13 protein-coding genes are annotated in these 16598 nt (G+C 41.3%); 3 read left to right on the forward strand and 10 right to left on the reverse strand.

Translation table 11 applies throughout. From position 1 onward, the window contains the following. Nucleotides 1-63: 63 nt before the first annotated feature. From glgP to BCL90_RS19870, 5 genes are all read right to left on the reverse strand, one after another. Nucleotides 64-1719, reverse strand: coding sequence for an alpha-glucan family phosphorylase (gene glgP / locus BCL90_RS19850; RefSeq protein ID WP_121286391.1), 1656 nt, complete (start codon nucleotides 1717-1719; stop codon nucleotides 64-66). 325 nt (nucleotides 1720-2044) lie between these two features. After that, entirely contained in the window at nucleotides 2045-2413 is a 369-nt protein-coding gene (locus BCL90_RS19855) for a BON domain-containing protein (protein WP_121287279.1), read from the reverse strand. An 85-nt stretch (nucleotides 2414-2498) separates the two neighbouring features. After that, a complete protein-coding gene (locus BCL90_RS19860) occupies nucleotides 2499-4859 on the reverse strand; it encodes a phosphoketolase family protein (RefSeq protein WP_121286394.1) in 2361 nt (786 codons plus the stop codon). Between the two features lie 271 nt (nucleotides 4860-5130). Continuing rightward, nucleotides 5131-5988: a universal stress protein gene (locus BCL90_RS19865; protein WP_121286397.1), complete on the reverse strand. Its 858-nt coding sequence runs from the start codon at nucleotides 5986-5988 to the stop codon at nucleotides 5131-5133. Nucleotides 5989-6052: 64 nt separating this feature from the next. Next, nucleotides 6053-8743, reverse strand: a complete 2691-nt coding sequence (locus tag BCL90_RS19870) for a cation-translocating P-type ATPase (protein ID WP_121287281.1) — start codon at nucleotides 8741-8743, stop codon at nucleotides 6053-6055. Between the two features lie 255 nt (nucleotides 8744-8998). Between BCL90_RS19870 and BCL90_RS19875 the strand changes: the two genes are divergently transcribed. Beyond that, a complete protein-coding gene (locus BCL90_RS19875; protein ID WP_121286400.1) occupies nucleotides 8999-10195 on the forward strand; it encodes a PAS domain-containing sensor histidine kinase in 1197 nt (398 codons plus the stop codon). Further along, nucleotides 10192-11244: a response regulator gene (locus BCL90_RS19880; protein ID WP_121286403.1), complete on the forward strand. Its 1053-nt coding sequence runs from the start codon at nucleotides 10192-10194 to the stop codon at nucleotides 11242-11244. The genes BCL90_RS19875 and BCL90_RS19880 overlap by 4 nt, the downstream gene beginning before the upstream one ends. 6 nt (nucleotides 11245-11250) lie before the next feature. Here BCL90_RS19880 and BCL90_RS19885 read toward each other — a convergent pair whose 3' ends face one another. From BCL90_RS19885 to BCL90_RS19905, 5 genes are all read right to left on the reverse strand, one after another. Continuing rightward, a complete protein-coding gene (locus BCL90_RS19885; RefSeq protein ID WP_244095153.1) occupies nucleotides 11251-13884 on the reverse strand; it encodes a cation-translocating P-type ATPase in 2634 nt (877 codons plus the stop codon). A 126-nt stretch (nucleotides 13885-14010) separates the two neighbouring features. Then, nucleotides 14011-14280 carry a BON domain-containing protein gene (locus BCL90_RS19890; RefSeq protein WP_121286406.1) on the reverse strand — a complete coding sequence of 90 codons (270 nt, stop codon included), beginning with the start codon at nucleotides 14278-14280 and terminating at the stop codon, nucleotides 14011-14013. Beyond that, the gene (locus BCL90_RS25780) at nucleotides 14277-14429 is read right to left on the reverse strand and encodes an SHOCT domain-containing protein (protein WP_166792286.1); all 153 of its coding nucleotides are present in this window, start codon (nucleotides 14427-14429) and stop codon (nucleotides 14277-14279) included. The genes BCL90_RS19890 and BCL90_RS25780 overlap by 4 nt, the downstream gene beginning before the upstream one ends. Before the next feature lie 22 nt (nucleotides 14430-14451). Beyond that, nucleotides 14452-14601 carry an SDR family oxidoreductase gene (locus tag BCL90_RS19895; RefSeq protein WP_262707554.1) on the reverse strand — a complete coding sequence of 50 codons (150 nt, stop codon included), beginning with the start codon at nucleotides 14599-14601 and terminating at the stop codon, nucleotides 14452-14454. Nucleotides 14602-14882: 281 nt separating this feature from the next. Next, nucleotides 14883-15755 carry a universal stress protein gene (locus BCL90_RS19905; protein WP_121286412.1) on the reverse strand — a complete coding sequence of 291 codons (873 nt, stop codon included), beginning with the start codon at nucleotides 15753-15755 and terminating at the stop codon, nucleotides 14883-14885. A gap of 373 nt (nucleotides 15756-16128) precedes the next feature. Here BCL90_RS19905 and BCL90_RS19910 point away from each other — a divergent pair, with 373 nt between their 5' ends. Beyond that, nucleotides 16129-16521, forward strand: coding sequence for a L,D-transpeptidase scaffold domain-containing protein (locus BCL90_RS19910; RefSeq protein WP_121286415.1), 393 nt, complete (start codon nucleotides 16129-16131; stop codon nucleotides 16519-16521). The last annotated feature ends 77 nt before the right edge of the window (nucleotides 16522-16598 follow it).

Below are 16598 nucleotides of genomic sequence, written 5' to 3' on the forward strand. Positions count from 1 at the left end.
GATTGCGGGTGATCATGATGTTAGCGTTTTGTATGAAAGTAAACCAAAATAACGTGTTTTCTTTTAATCAGCTTGTTGGTACATCTGCTTATAGTAGGCTTCTGCCATTCTCGCTGACTCAAATTCAGGGATAACGCCTTTTATACCATTTTGTACAACATCAAACCACTTTGATGGATGATCGTAGTAAGTAGGTAAAACCGTTTTTTCCAGAACATCCATTAAGTTGGCGTTCTCTGTTTTATCGCTTTGCTCTTCGGAAAGCGAACCATCAGCAGGCGCAATAAGAAAACAGTTTTCTCCATCTATAGCAAACTCAGGAATCCATCCATCTGGAATAGAAAGGTTGATTGCGCCGTTCATTGCCGCAGTCATACCGCTGGTTCCCGAAGCTTCCCGGTACATTTTTGGATTATTAAGCCACACATCGGCTCCCTTTTTTAGAAGTGAGGATAAGCCGAGCTCATAACCTACCAAAACGGCACAATTAGGAAAAGCCTTTGTATTATCTATAATCTGATTGAAGATCTGGTTTGCTCCTGTATCTTCAGGGTAAGGTTTTCCTGCCCAAATAATCTGTATAGAATATTTTGAATGTTTTAACAGATTCTCAAAACGATTCCAGTCATGCATCAGCAGATCAGCCCGTTTGTATGCGGCAAAACGCCTGGCCCATACCAGGGTCAGCACATTTTCATCAAAGAGCTTTCCTGTCTGGTTCGCCACCTCCTTAAAGAGCAGGGATTTCATTTCTTTTTTTCTCGCTGCTACACCAAGAGGATCGCTAGCCCTGAGCTTTCCGGCAAGTATAGCATCCTGCCAATACTTTTGATTCTGTGCATTGGTAATGGATACAATCTCACATATTCCATCATAACCTCCCCACATTTCACGGGCCACATCCCCATGAAGTTTGGAAACAGCATTCGCTTTGCCAGAAAACTTGAGCGCTGCCAACGTATAATTGAATTTTTCGCCTTCCAGTCCCAGCACAAATTTAACTTCATGTTCCTGTATATGATAAAAGAATGACATTTCTTTTAATAGCGAATAATCATGTTCCTCATTACCTGCAAGCTCAGGGGTATGGGTTGTGAATCGCATTCTTTTTTTGATCTCATCGAGATTTTTGTACTTTGAATACAGATAAAAATTAAGTGGCACCGCATGCCCTTCATTCATATGATAATAATCTGGCTGCAGATTGAGCTGATCCAACAGCATTCCCCCACCAATCCCCAGAATGATTGACTGCGCAATCCGGGTGGCCTCGTTTGGGTCATATAACCGGTGAGTGATGCTTCTACTCACTTCATCATTTTCAGGAAGATCAGTACTCAGCAAAAATAAAGGAGCAGTGCCAAATGTGGCAGGCCGCAATAAAAATGCTTTGACTTTAACGGTAGCACTATGTACCGGAACAGAAAGGATAATTCCTGTATCTTCTAAAAACGAATAATCTTTCTGAATGAAGGCTGGAACCATATTGTTATTCTTGTCCCTTACCTGGTCGTAATAGCCATATTTCCAGAGCATGCCTATACCTAACAAATTTTGTTTCAACTCGAATGCGCTTCGAAGATGGGATCCGGAGAGAAAACCCAGGCCTCCGCTATAAATTTTAAGGGATTGGTCAATGGCAAATTCCATTGAAAAATAGGCTACACTGGTTTGATATTCTGCATTGAGGCTATACCCAAAGAGCTCGGTTCTGGTCATAAAAAAGCGTTTTGTTTCTGGATTGTTTTATAGGGGCATAAAGAAGTTGTCATTATGAAGCTTTTTATCATAAGAATCAAATTACAATTTGCTAAAGAGTATCCTACAAAAACCAAACCAATGAATTTATGGCCACTATATTGTACCCTGCTTTTTACAGATTTTTTTGATAAATCTTCCCAAGGGGCGATATGGCCAAAGCATCATGTTTTTAGAGACCTCCCTAAATAAATACCGGCTTGAGATCCAGTTCAATAAACCTAGCCTAAAACGTAAATATCGACGGGAAAAACCGGGTCCAATTCCCTCCTTTTCAATTCCCTTTTCACCAGATTTCATTAGCACTCCTTTCAAAGTGAAAATCCGGACGCACGGGACCTAGGAGATCCATAGGCTGGTCATTGTCATTTTTATAAGAATGTTTACTATCCAGAACCAGGTTTGCCCCCATGTACACGATCAGGTTGCTTTTAAATAAAAACCGGACTTCTATTTTCTGAATAATATTCTTCACCCCTTTCACAGACTTCGCGGCATGTTCCGCGGCAAGTTTTTTGGCGTAGCTATCCACGGATCCCTTTAAGGTTACAACACCATCTTCAACCAAAACCTCTATTTTCTTTACACCTAAAAGGGAATCGGTAGTGATGGCCAGTCTAACTTCCTCCGCTAATTTCTTATCTTTTTTTTTCATTATAATTCCCATTATAAATGGGCCAAATTTGCTCCCTCTCATCATAATATTTCTTTATTTGTATACAGGCTGTAGATAAATCTGATTATCTGGTGCCCTTGAACCGCCAGTTTTTTATTTCTGGCATATCGTCAAGATGGACGTTTATGTATTCTTTATGGCTGGCTAACCTGTCCTCACAAAAGAGGATAAACTCATCGGCCTGTTGCTGGAACCGGGGAACGCGTTTGACCGCTTCCATGGCTAAATGATACCGGCTCATCTGATTTAATACCACCATATCAAATGGTGTGGTGGTTGTTCCTTCCTCCATAAATCCCCGGACATGAAACCGTGCGGGATCGGGCCGTCCATGAACCAGATCATGAATAATACGGACATAACCATGGAATGCAAAAATCACCGGGGCAGCATCGGTAAACAGGTCTTCAAAATATTCCTCACTCAATCCATGCGCGTGATATGCCCGTGGAGAAAGGGACATTAAATCAACCACATTAACAACCCGTACCCGAAGCTCAGGTAGGTGTGCGCGAAGAATTTCCGCTGCGGCGATAGTTTCCTGCGTGGGTACATCACCGGCACATGCCAGGATCACCTCAGGTTCACCAAAATCATTTCCAGCCCATTCCCAGACCGAAGCGCCTTTTTCACAATGCGCTACAGCTTCTTCCATTCCCAACCACTGCAGCTCAGGCTGTTTGCCGGCAACCACAACATTAACATAGTTTTTACTTCTTAAGCAATGATCCATAACCGATAGCAAGGTATTGGCATCAGGCGGTAAATAGATCCTGATTACACTGCTTTTTTTATTGACTACTGTATCGATAAAACCTGGTCCCTGATGACTATAGCCATTATTATCCTGCCTCCATACATGAGAGGTTAACAGGTAATTTAACGAAGCTATTGGTTTGCGCCAAGGGATTTCATGAGTGGTCTTCAGCCATTTCGCATGCTGGCTAACCATGGAATCGACAATCGTCACAAATGCTTCATAACAAGGGAACAGGCCATGTCTGCCCGTTAACAGATAACCTTCCAACCAACCCTCGCAAAGGTGTTCGCTCAATACCTCCATTACCCTGCCATCCGGAGATAATTTATCGTCAGTATCGATAATTTTTTCCATGAAGCAGCGGTCAGTGACCTGAAAAACAGCTTCTAATCTATTTGAGTTCGTTTCATCGGGACAGAACAATCTAAAATTCTTATTGGCTGCATTCATGGTAAATATTTCACGCAAAAATTTCCCGAGATTCCTGGTACTTTCAGCTTCAACCGTACCCGGATGAGCTACTTTGATGCCGTAGTGTTTGAAGTCAGGCAAAATAAGATCCTTTAACAATAACCCTCCATTTGCGTAAGGCAATGCACTCATTCTTTTATTTCCAACGGGCGAGATGCTGCGCAGGTCAGCGTTTAGCGTACCATGCTCGTCAAAGAGTTTTTCCGGCTCATAACTGCGCATCCATGCCTCAAGGGCTTGCAATTTCTCAGGGCTCTCCTTAACTCCGGCCAATGGAACCTGATGCGAACGGAACGATCCCTCGATAGGCAGATTATTCCAGGATTTGGGCCCGGTCCATCCCTTGGGCGTTCTCAATATAATCATAGGCCATTTTCTTTGGTGGATTATACCTTCAGCCCTGGCATTGTACTGGATTTTTCTGATCTTATCATAAACGATATCCAATGTAGAAGACAGCTGACGGTGAACATTGTGCGGGTATTCCCCTTCAACGAAAAACACCTCATATCCATATCCTTTAAAAAGTTCACTTAAAGCGGTATCATCCAAGCGGGAAAATATGGTAGGACTTGCTATTTTGTATCCGTTTAGGTGAAGTATTGGCAACACCGCACCATCTCTTGCAGGATTTAAAAAAGCAACTGAGTTCCAGCTTGCTGCCAGAGGGCCTGTTTCTGCCTCTCCGTCACCAATTACGCAGGCGGCAATCAGGTTTGGGTTATCAAACACAGCGCCAAAAGCATGCATCAGGGAATAACCCAATTCACCGCCTTCATTGATTGATCCTGGTGTGTGGGCACTTACGTGGCTGGGGATTCCTCCGGGAGTAGAAAACTGCCTGAAAAGTTTAAGCATGCCTTTCTCATCCATTGTTACCTCAGGAAAAAGCTCGGTATACGTACCTTCCAGATAGGTATGGGCCACGATGGCAGGTGCGCCATGACCAGGCCCGCACACATATAGAATATCCGCATCGGTATCTTTTATCAACCTGTTCAGGTGGACATAAATAAGGTTTAATCCGGGAGAGGTACCCCAGTGGCCAAGCAATCTGGGCTTAATGTCATCTGGTGTAAGCAGGTTACGCAATAACGGATTGGCCTGTAAATAAATCTGACCAGCAGATAAGTAATTTACCGCTTGCCAATAGCGGTCTATTTTATCGATTACTGCTTCTGAAATTTCTTGCATGGTATTTTGGGATTTAAGTCTTATAACAGATATACTGAGATAAGCTTTACGGATAAGAATTCTATAGGTTATATTATAATTTTAAATAGGTCCGGAAATAAAAACCATAACTTTATTTGGTAAAATTTAATAAATCAAACTGTTGTATAATTGTGTTTCCGGTATGTGAATCAAATATCCTCAACTATTCTAGGCCGGGAAATGATAACGGTCATCTGTAATGGAGATGTTAATCCTGAAATAGAAGATGATGATTGAGCAGTTATGTTATTCATTTCGCCTGATTGAAAATGAGCATTGGGATACTCAGCTGCCCGGCAAGTTTTTTGGTCACACTCCCCTTTAATAACCTGCTAAAGAAGCCATGCTCGCGATGAACTACTACCAATAGGTCCATTCGTTTTTCGGTCATCAGTTTTTCAAAGGTAGATACCTCGTTATCTCCATTTATTTCCCGAAAATGTATACCGGGATAGCCCAGTTCCTGCCTGAGATCATTTATCATATCATAGATCTGTTCCTTCATTGCTACATCTGCTTTCGCGGAAGAAATATGAACTATAGCTATTTCAGCCATAAACGATCTGGCCAGCTTAACAAGCTGACTGAGAAAAACGCTGTCCCCCGGAAGATCGCTGAGGTCTGAAGCAAAATAAATACTGCGGATTGGTTCAAACTTTGATTTTAAAGGGATTATTAAAGCTGGCACTTGCAGAGCGTCGATCATCTGCCTTGCCTGGTCCATTTTAAAAAAACTATCCGTGTTATTATTATCATGGGTGCCCATGGCAAGTAGATCTATCGGTCTATCTGAAATAATTTCAGCAACAACATCCTGAAGGCGTCCAGACTGATTGACAATAGTCAGTTGCGGCTTTTTAATATGGGATTGGTCCCGCTCCTGCAAGTGTAACCTCAGTTTATTCAGATTTACTTCGCTCCGGTCCTGGATGACCTCCGGGGATTCCATTGGCCATAAAACCAGTCCAGCATTTGGAAGTTCTGAAGGAATAGTCACCGCATTACAAAGGGTAATATTGGCTTGGATCTTTTTAGCAAAATCGTATGCATAGGCTGCAACATGGTTTGCATTAGTGGAGAAATCCGTCAGTAATAGTATATTTTTCATAGCAGGTATTTTATATGTTCCGTCTTTGTTTTATGTTTTGTAGGCACTAATTGCATCGCTTGAATTATTTTTGATGGCTTTTACCAAAAATCCACTTGTATAGTTGAACCAATATCAGCGGTAGTGTACCTGCAAAAATTGCGGCGAGCCATGCCTGTAATGGTATAATATTGAGGTTAAGAACCTGCCGGCTTTGAGGAAAAATATAAACCAAAGCGATAAGAGAAAAGCAGAATATGATTGCCATCCACACAAACTTGTTTTTGGTTACCTCGTTTTTTATCATTCCAGAGCGCAAAGAGGACATATTGAATACATGAAACAATTGGGCGGCAGCCAGGGTAATAAATGCAACATTATTGATGACCTCTACTTTTTCACTTACATAGCTCATGCATAAAAAAATCGCGAGCATAACCGAAAGCGTCATGAGCACTGCATAAACCAAAATCACCAGCCAGTTACGGTTAGATATAATTTCAAGACAGGGATCTCTTGGAGCCTTTAACATAATCGATTTATCTCCTTTTCCCAGCCCAAGAGCCAGCGCCGGGAAGACATCAGTAACCATGTTCAAAAATAGGATCTGTAACGGGAAAAGGATAGCACCTGTCCCCAGAAAACCCAGTAGGGTTACAATAATAATTTCACTCAGGTTGCAGGAGATCAGATAGATGACAAAGCGCTGGATATTCTGAAAGATTTCTCTCCCATTGGCAACCGCCCGGGTAATCGATACGAAAGAATCATCCTTCAGCACAATATTTGCAGTTTCTTTAGCCACCTGAGTGCCCCTTAATCCCATGGCAATCCCCACATCAGCCTTTTTTATTGCCGGTGCATCGTTTACGCCGTCGCCGGTCATCGCCACCAGAAAGCCAGCTTTCTGATAGGTATCTACAATTTCCAGTTTCTGTTTAGGAGAAGTTCTGGCAAAGACAGTTGTGGAAAGAATCCTTTCCCTCCATTCCTGATCCAATAAATCTTGCTGGGGTAGAGAATTACCCAATATCACCTCATTATCCTCCTTTTCTGTGATACCTACCTGTTTTGCAATACTTAAAGCAGTGAGTGGATGGTCACCTGTAATCATGACGATTTTTATGCCTGCGGAGCGACAGGTTGCTATTGCACCTTTGATATCACTTCGTGGAGGATCTAAGAATCCAACCATTCCTACATAATTTAGCGCTGTTATAAAATCTCCTTCGGGGATTTCATTCATGCTTTTGAAGGCAAAAGCCAGTACTCTTAGTCCACCTGCTGAAAGCGCTTCTGCATCGGCAAGTATTTTTTCCCGGTCAATGGAAGTGATTTCATTTAAACCAGTTCCAGACTGGATATGTGTACACTTTAAGATTAAACCTTCAACTGCTCCTTTTACCGAAATGAAACATTCGTTACCCTTTAGATCAGCAGTTGCCATCAGTTTAGTTTCAGCGCTGAAGGGAATCTCGGATTTTCTTTGGTAGTTTTCTGCAGAGCCCTCTCCTGAAAATGCAGCAGCTTTGTTCAATCGCAACAAAGCAATTTCAATAGGGTCACCAGATATCTTAGATTTCTCAGTTTGATCACCGGGGGCGTTGTTACAGAGCGTACCGATTTTGACCAGTAGCTCAAAATTTTTCTGACTTCTATTAATACCCCTATCATCATAGACCAGATGTCCTTTTTCCATAGAAACGCGTACTTCTTCTCCGGGGAAGGACAGCACTTTTACGAATATCTTATTTTCGGTCAAGGTTCCTGTTTTGTCTGTTAGGATGACGTTCACTCCACCAAGGGTTTCTACAGAGGAAAGTCTTTTCACGATCGCATCCCTTTTTGCCATGCGCAGCATGCCAAAAGCGAGCGCAACCGTTGCTACAATAGGAAGGCCTTCAGGAAAGGCAGCCACAGCTAGCGCAATGGATGTTTCCAGAATTTCTAACCAGGGTTTCCCCTCAATAAATGCAGTGAGCGCAAAAAAAGCCGTCATGAAAAGGGTAATGTAAATTAGTTTTTTGGTCAGGTTCCCGATTTTGGTATCCAAGGGCGATTTAGTGGCTGCTGAACGACCGACCATCTCGCTGATCTTGCCCAGTTCAGTATTCGCGGCAATGCCGGTAATAATGACCTTTCCATTTCCGTTCATCACTGCCGTACCTTTGTAAACCATGTTAACTGAAGATGATGGATCGGTTTCTGCCCCCTGAATATCGCTTGTTTTAAGGATTGGAAATGATTCCCCTGTCAATGCAGACTCATCCACCTGTAATCCGTTTGATTCGATAACCCGGCCATCTCCAGATACCATGTCTCCAGCTTCAAGCAACAACAAATCTCCAGGGGTTAGTTGTTCAGAAAGCACTTCCATGGTTTTTCCGCCTCTGATGACTTTAGAGACGCTTAGGTCCATTTCTTTCAACGCCCTCATAGAGCTTCTTGCCTGAAGTTCCATAAAAAATCCAATCAGGGCATTTACCAAAATCACGATAAATATGGCGATTGCCTCTAATGCGTTTTTAAAAAAAAGCGATGCAAATGCAGCAACAAAAAGCAGGTAAACGATCGGGCTGTTGAACTGTTCAAAAAACATCTGCCAGATACTTTTGATCTTTTGTATGACGTTAATGTTTAGTCCATACTTTACTGAGCGCGATGAAGCCTCATTATCACTGATCCCCTGCTGGCCATCTGTTCCAAAGGCATTAAAAAGTTCACCAAGGCTTAAAGCCGGAACCGATGTGTTATTGGCAGCCAGGTTGTTGTTCATCTTTATTTTATAATTATCAATACCAGAATTGGCATACGATACCATGTTCAGCAAAAGTACCCTAACCTGTTGCGGTTAGAAATGATAGCCCCTACCCAAATTGATGATGCTCATCACGGGTAGATCAATTCTACCTGCGGAAATGGGCAGGACTCGTCCGTATTGATATTCTTTGAAAGAATAAAAACAAAACAATCTCTTAGGATGATGGTTCTATTAACGCAGAGAAAACATTCAGCTGTTAATCAATAAATTATGGAAAATTCCGTATTGCTAAAAGCAATTATCGACAATGCAATAGACGGATTAATTACTATTGATGACCGGGGGATTGTAGAATCGATAAACCCCTCTGCATGCAGGCTTTTTGATTATGCTCCAGAAGAAGTTATCGGACGAAACATATCCATGCTGATGCCCCAACCGGATAGATCTTATCATGACCATTATCTTTTCAATTATAAAAAAACTGGTAATGCAAACATCATTGGGATTGGCAGGGAGCTGATTGGTATGAAGAAAAATGGAAGTTATTTCCCGTTTCGTCTCGGCGTAAGCGAGGTTAAGTATTCAGGCAGGATAGTTTATGCTGGCTTCATTCACGATCTGACCAGAGAAAAAGAGGCAGAAGGAAAATTACAGGATTATGCGGCACAACTCGAGGTTCAGGTTGAGGAGCGCACATATTCGCTTAGAATGAGCGTAAATGAACTCCAAAAAACCCAGGTTGAACTCAACCATTCGCTCAATAAAGAAAAAGAATTTGGTCAGCTTAAAAGCCGGTTTGTATCTATTGCCTCCCATGAATTCAGGACACCATTGAGTTTGGTTCAGCTGTCAGCATCCCTGATCGAGCGTTATACAGAATCACTGGATCAGAAGAACATCGGAAAACATGTAGTCAAAATTAAAGACGCCGTCCTGAATATCACTGCTATTCTTAATGATTTTTTATCCCTGGAAAAATTAGATAGCGGAATGGTCAAGCCATCCCTGAGTCACTTTAACTTATCGGAAATGGCAGAAGAGATTACCGGAGAGATGCAGGTGGTTCTACGGGGAAAGCAAAAGATCATCTTTAAACACCGCGGTACGGCGCAAAAAATCACTCTTGATCAGAATCTTTTAAAAAACTGCATTATCATTTTAATAGACAATGCCATTAAATATTCGGGGTATAACAGTCAGATTCAGTTTTATACCAAAATAAATGACCATAATTGTACGATCAGGATTTGCGACAATGGGATTGGTATCCCTGAAAGTGATCACAAACATCTTTTCGAAGCCTTCTTCAGGGCACATAACACCGGAAACATATCAGGTAACGGATTGGGATTGAGCATACTATCAAGATACACAGGATTAATGAATGGACAGGTCAGTTTTAAAAGCAGAGTTAACAGGGGAACGTTATTTACACTGACCTTCCCACAAAAAATAATATCATGAGCAAAAAAGTATTGATTATTGAAGATCATGATGAGATCCGGGCGAACCTCGTTGAAATTCTTGAAATGGCATGTTATACTGTATTTCAGGCAGAGAATGGTAAATTGGGCGTTGATCTGGCCATCAGCCATATTCCTGATATCATTCTTTGTGATATCATGATGCCAGAACTTGATGGATATGGTGTACTCTATATGCTCAACAGGCATGAGCAGACGACAGGAATTCCATTTATTTTTTTAACTGCAAAGGCTGAGCATGCAGATCTTCGCAAAGGTATGGAATTGGGCGCAGATGATTATTTAGTGAAACCTTTCGATGATATGGAGTTGCTAAATGCCATTGATATCCGTTTGAAAAAGAAAGCCGTCAATGATCTGTCCCACAAGAATAAAACTGAGGAGTTCCAAATTTTAGTTGAGAAAACGGATGGTCTTGCTGAATTCAAGAAGATTATCGAAGAAAAAAAAAGTAGAGATTTTAAAAAGAACCAGGTGATCTATTATGAGGATGATCATGGTAAAGGTCTCTATTTGGTCACACACGGTAGGGTTAAAACAATAAAATTAGCAAAAGATGGCAGGGAGCTGATGACCGGCATTTATGGTCAGGGGGATTATTTGGGGATTAATGCTGTATTAAGTGATAGCGCTTACGCTGATACCGCTACAGCCCTTGAGGATAGTAGTATTTGCTTAATTCCCTCAGAACAAATGGAAACTATTTTTAATCTATACCCCGAGGTCGCAAGAAAATTTATCCATCTCCTTTCCAGGGACAATAGGGCAAAAGAAGAACAGCTGCTGGAACTGGCCTACCATTCAGTGAGAAAAAAAATGGCCGGCACATTGCTCCGACTTTATGGACAAAGAAAAGTAGATGATGATTTAATAAATATCTCCAGAGAAGACCTTGCCGCAATGGCATGCATGGCCACGGAAACGGTAAGCCGCACTTTGTCTGATTTTAAAGATGAGCAGCTCATTGACAGGAACGGCACAAAAATTACAGTACTTAACCATGAAGGGCTTTCCAAAATGAAAAATTAAGACTTTTTACAGTACGGTGGTATGGCTATTATCATTCTGTATTTCCAGGGTGTTAATTCTTTTAAAAAACTTTAAACCTTCTAACCAGATAACGGAAATAAATCCTGTTACTAAACAAATTAATAACTGCCTGCCTGTTAAGGGAGCAAATCCGAAAAATTGGCTAACTGGCGTGATGTAAATCATAGCTCCGGTCAGGCTAATGGTGATACATATGATGATAGGAACCAGTTTATTCTTATATCTTAACGTTTCCAACACAGAATAGAAGAATGATCGGTTTGCTAAAGTCAGAAAGATATTAGATACCACCAAAACACTGTATGTCATGGTTCGCACAGTATTCTCTTTAAAGCCTGATGAGGTGGCATACTTGTAGATTAAGAGCGCACCAAGCGCGATAACAAGCCCTTGTACCATACTAATAAAAAGCTCTTTAAAACTGAAAAATGTTTCGGTCGGTAATCTGGGTTTTCTTAACATCGCATTTTTCTCCATCGGTTCATTCTCATAGATGATCGAACAGGTTGGTCCCATAATCAGTTCAAGAAATATAATGTGCAGCGGTGAAAAAAGGTTTGGATAGCGCCAGCCCAGTGCAAGGGGGATGAAAACACAGAGGATAATAGGAATATGAATGGAGATGATGTATTGTATTGCTTTTTTCAAATTGGCATAGATCTTTCTGCCCATAGCAATTGCATCGACCATTTTTGAAAGGTCATCTTCCGGAAGAATTAATGAAGCTGCCTGTTTGGCAATCTCTGTTCCTTTTTTACCCATGGCAATTCCGATATGTGCCGCTTTAAGTGCAGGACCATCATTTACACCATCGCCTGTCATCGCTACAATTTCATGATTAGCTTTCAGCGCATTGATAATTCTGAGTTTCGCCTCAGGAAACATCCTTGTAAATATATTCGTTTTAACTACCTCCAGTCGAAGTTCATCATCGCTAAGCTTCATCAGTTCATCGCCATTCATGAAATGATCAGCTCCCCTTAGCCCTATTTCTTTAGCTATGGCGCTTGTAGTTTGAGCGTTATCGCCCGTAATGATTTTAACAGTTATTCCCGCATGATAAAAGTCATTCAAAACAAAACGGATATTCTTTTTTGGCGGGTCGGTAAAAGCAATCAATCCGGCAAACTCCATAGCAAACTCCTGTTGTGTTGCTGGAAAGTGATCGCCTTGAAAACTGGCAGAAGCCACACCAAGCACCCGGTGCCCTGTTGAGGATAATGTTTCTATCGCTTCAAGAATTTCTTCCTTCTGATGAATAGTGAGATGGCAAACGGATATAATTGCCTCGGGAGCACCTTTTGCTGCAATAATGCGGCTGCCACTTTTATCCTCAAAAATATGGGTCATCATGGGCGGCCTTCCACTCAAAGCATACTCCTGACGCATGAAGAAGCGAGGTCTTTCATCATGGATCGCATATTTTTTATATAGATCATGAATGGATATTTCCATAGGATCAAAAGGAATAGGCTCACTGGCCCACATTGCCGTTTCCAATACCGCAAGAGATTCCTGATCTGGAGGCGATTGCAAATTTACAATTGTACGCTTTACTGGCAGGTAGATGCGATCCAGACTCATCTGATTTTCAGTCAATGTACCTGTTTTGTCGGTACATATTACTGTTGCACTTCCAAGTGTTTCTACCGTTTTCATTTGTTTAACCACAATGCCCATTTTAATCAGCCGCCAGGCACCAAGTGCCATAAAGCTGGTAAAGGCCACAGGAATTTCTTCAGGAATGATGCTCATTGCCAAGGTAAGGGATTGGAGCAGGCTGGCCATGAACAGGTGACTGTGTAAAAAGTTGATTCCCCAAACCATCAAAAATACAATGGCACCAAGAATTACCATATTTTTCACAAAATTGTTAACCTGTCTTTCAAGTGGGGTTTTTTGTTCAGGTATTTTTGAAATACTTATGCCTACCTTCCCCAATCGGGTTTCCATGCCAATCGCAGTAACGTTCGCAATGGCAAGCCCACTGATAATGGTGGTCCCGTGAAAGATCATATGATCATTGGTTGCAGCATCCTTGAATACGGATAAAGACTCTCCCGTGAGTAGTGACTCATTAACCGAAAAATCGTTGGAATGAAAAATCAAACCATCTGCAGGAACAGATGTACCTTCTTCTACCACCATGCTGTCGCCGATAACGAGCGATTCAGTAGGAATGTTTAGCAGTGCACCTTCCCGTATCACTTTACAGGTTGGTTTATGGTATAACTTGAGTTTCTCTAAAGCGTTACGGCTTCTGGAATCCTGATACAGAGAAATCATGGAAAGGAAAAGGATTGAGCACAAAAGAAAAATGCCATTTGCAAAGTCTCCGCTAAAGCAATAAATCGCAGTAGCAATAAGCAAAATAATGATCATAGGCTCTTTTAAAAGCTTAAAAATCACTGTAAACACATTGTCTTCTGCTTCGAAACTTAAAATATTTGATCCGTATTTATTTCTGGATTCGAGTACCTGGGCATTCGATAAACCCTCTACGTTGAAATTGTTATCTTCCATTTTCTCTAGGCATGCATTGATAAGTCTAACCAGCTTTACTTTTTTGAAATCTTTAGTATACGCCTGGCCATATTTACCAGTGGCTGGTAAGGCCAAAGGTTCATCTGTTTAAAAAGTTCCATAATTAGATAGCGGCTGGAAATCCAGTCCCGGACAGCGATGCGGCTATTTAAATAGGCCCGGGAGAAGTTGAATAAAGAATGATGACCCGATTTGTTGTGGTTAGGTTGTTGCATGATCGATAAGCAATTCATTGTGTACATTCCATACGCCCGGTGCGTTCCAGGCAATTCTTTCAGCTACATCCTTTTGATACATGGAGTGTACCCTACCACTCAGGGTTACCCTGTTACCAAACACGTTCACTACAATATCATGGCTGTTTATTGCCCAATTCCGCAGCAGTGCATTGTCTATCGCCTGTAATTTCTCGTTGTTTCTAATGGTTATGATTTTTAAAATGTGTGGACTAAAACTTGTAGACATCATCATAATTTTGCGATAGCATCGCGTTCCAGGATTTTTTTGTTCCTCTCGTATTCCTTAAGATCAATTGCCCCATTGGCGAAACGTTCCTGAAGAATATGCATTGCCATACTACCTCCGCCATTTTTAAGCATAGCTGCTATCTGATACTTCATGCCATAGAAAACACTGTTCAGGTTAACCGCTATTATCTGCTGCCACCCCCTCCAGGCTCATATCGGCAATGGTATTCTGCTCTCCACCTATTCCTGCATTATTTATAGCAATATCAAGCTTTCCATAAGTTTGCTCTGCAAAGTGAACCAAGGCTTCCATTTCTGCAGGGATTGCGACATCAGTTTAAAAAAAAGCTGCTATACCTCCAGCTAAATGTATTTCTTCAAGCAAATGTGCCCCTTGTACGGTATCAATATCGGAAATGACCACATTGCGCCCGCGCTGGCAAATAGTCTGACTGCTGCTTTTCCGATGCCGGAAGCACCGCCTGTTATAATTACCGTTTTATTTCTCATAATGTTAAATTATTTTTGAGTAAATCTAGTGTATAGTAAATCGCAGTAGTGGCCCAGCTCATGAGAAAGCATGAACATAAAACAGCTTCTAATCGGTTAGCAAAGTGTTCCACGGTAACCTTCTGGTATTACCAGCAAAGGAAGTTTTGTTTTGCGGGCCATATTTTGGGCATGGCTCCCATTTATAAAGTCATTTAGAATGCCATGTTTCCGGTGAAGCATCACCAATAAATCGGTCTCTCCATGGTCTTTCAACCAGCCAAGACCATTCTCTACTTTTGATTGATACACATTCTCATAATAAATCCGGTCATAATTGATTTTATTTCTAAGTTCACTCATAAATGCACTGATGCGATTCGTAATATCGTGATCAGCATTTCTTCTGATGACATGAACGATGAGCAACTCTGCCTTCAGTAACCCTGCAAAAGCTGCAACAACTTGTATAGATTCCATATCATTAAGACCAAGATCAGTTGCAAAGGCGATTTTATGAATGGGCTTAAATGGCGTTTCTTTTGGAACTAGCAATACGGGATAATCTGCAGCATCAATCACATCGCGGCTACTGCTTCCCAGAATCAGTCGTTTTATATTTCCAGCACCAGAGAGCCCCATTACAACCAAACCTATACGTTGTTGCTGAACAATTTCCTTTAGCAAATCAGTAACTGATCCCAGATCTGATTTTATACTAATCGTCGGACAAACATCGGCCTCTTTCACCGCATGCGGTATACTATCCTGCAGTTCTTTAGCAAGATCTTCAAGACGGACATTAGTTCGCTTGATAAGCGCTTGATAACTTTCTGCTGGCCATAGAATCTCTGTCGGTGAATCCGTAGTAACAGCCGCTGCATTAACCAATACGGTATCGGCCTTAATCGTATGGGCCAGCTCAAGAGCATATCTTGCGGCATTATCCGCAGCTACTGAAAAATCTGTTGCTATAAGTATTTTTTTCATCGGTCTGTGTTTCTTACACACAAATCTTGCTATTTTGTATCAGGAGGGCAATGACGGCCATCAGGCATAATGATGATATCCAACATGTAAGAGTTTTTCTGTGATTTAATAAAAGTGTGAATGATTCAAAATACAAGCAGAATAAGATAACATTTTACATAGCAAAATACGGAAATTGCCTGTTCCATGTTGTTAATCTGCTGTAGTGTATGTCGGCTATTAAGGCCGGGGTACACTACAGTTATATTTCTTTCGGAATAAGAAATACCTGATTCCGCTATTCCATATTTCCCATGATGAATTTTAAAATACACCTGAAGTATCAACATTTCTGTAACATACTGGTCTTTAGCTTATTGATCACCAGACTTCAATGATTGATTTTTACCGAAATAGAAATTATGCTTATGCCTGGTACAATGAAGGGGTAATGATTGAACAGGCCTATCACTTATCCAGCCGAATCCAGAACATTGGAAATGAAGGAATCTACCAGACCGTCCCCTATGCCAGAACACTGGATTCACTGATCAACAATCCTGCGCAACGAACAAAAATGGCCAGCCCTGATGTGACAACAGAACTCATGTTGAGTGCTCAATACTTTTTATTTTCCAGGATGGCATGGCAGGGACAGGATGATTCTTTGAGCAATGAATCCGGCTGGTTTATTCCAAGAAAAAAAATCGCTTACGCACAACTATTAGATAATCTGCTTAATGAATCTGGTTCAAATGGCATATTTCATAGGGTAATTCGGCATTAATCTTCAGATAAAACAAATGAAATGGATTTTAGCCCGCTTAAATCTAAAGTCTGAACCAAACAATATTTTATCTGAGT

It is taken from the genome of Pedobacter alluvionis, from assembly GCF_003664035.1.
Classification (GTDB): domain Bacteria; phylum Bacteroidota; class Bacteroidia; order Sphingobacteriales; family Sphingobacteriaceae; genus Pedobacter; species Pedobacter alluvionis.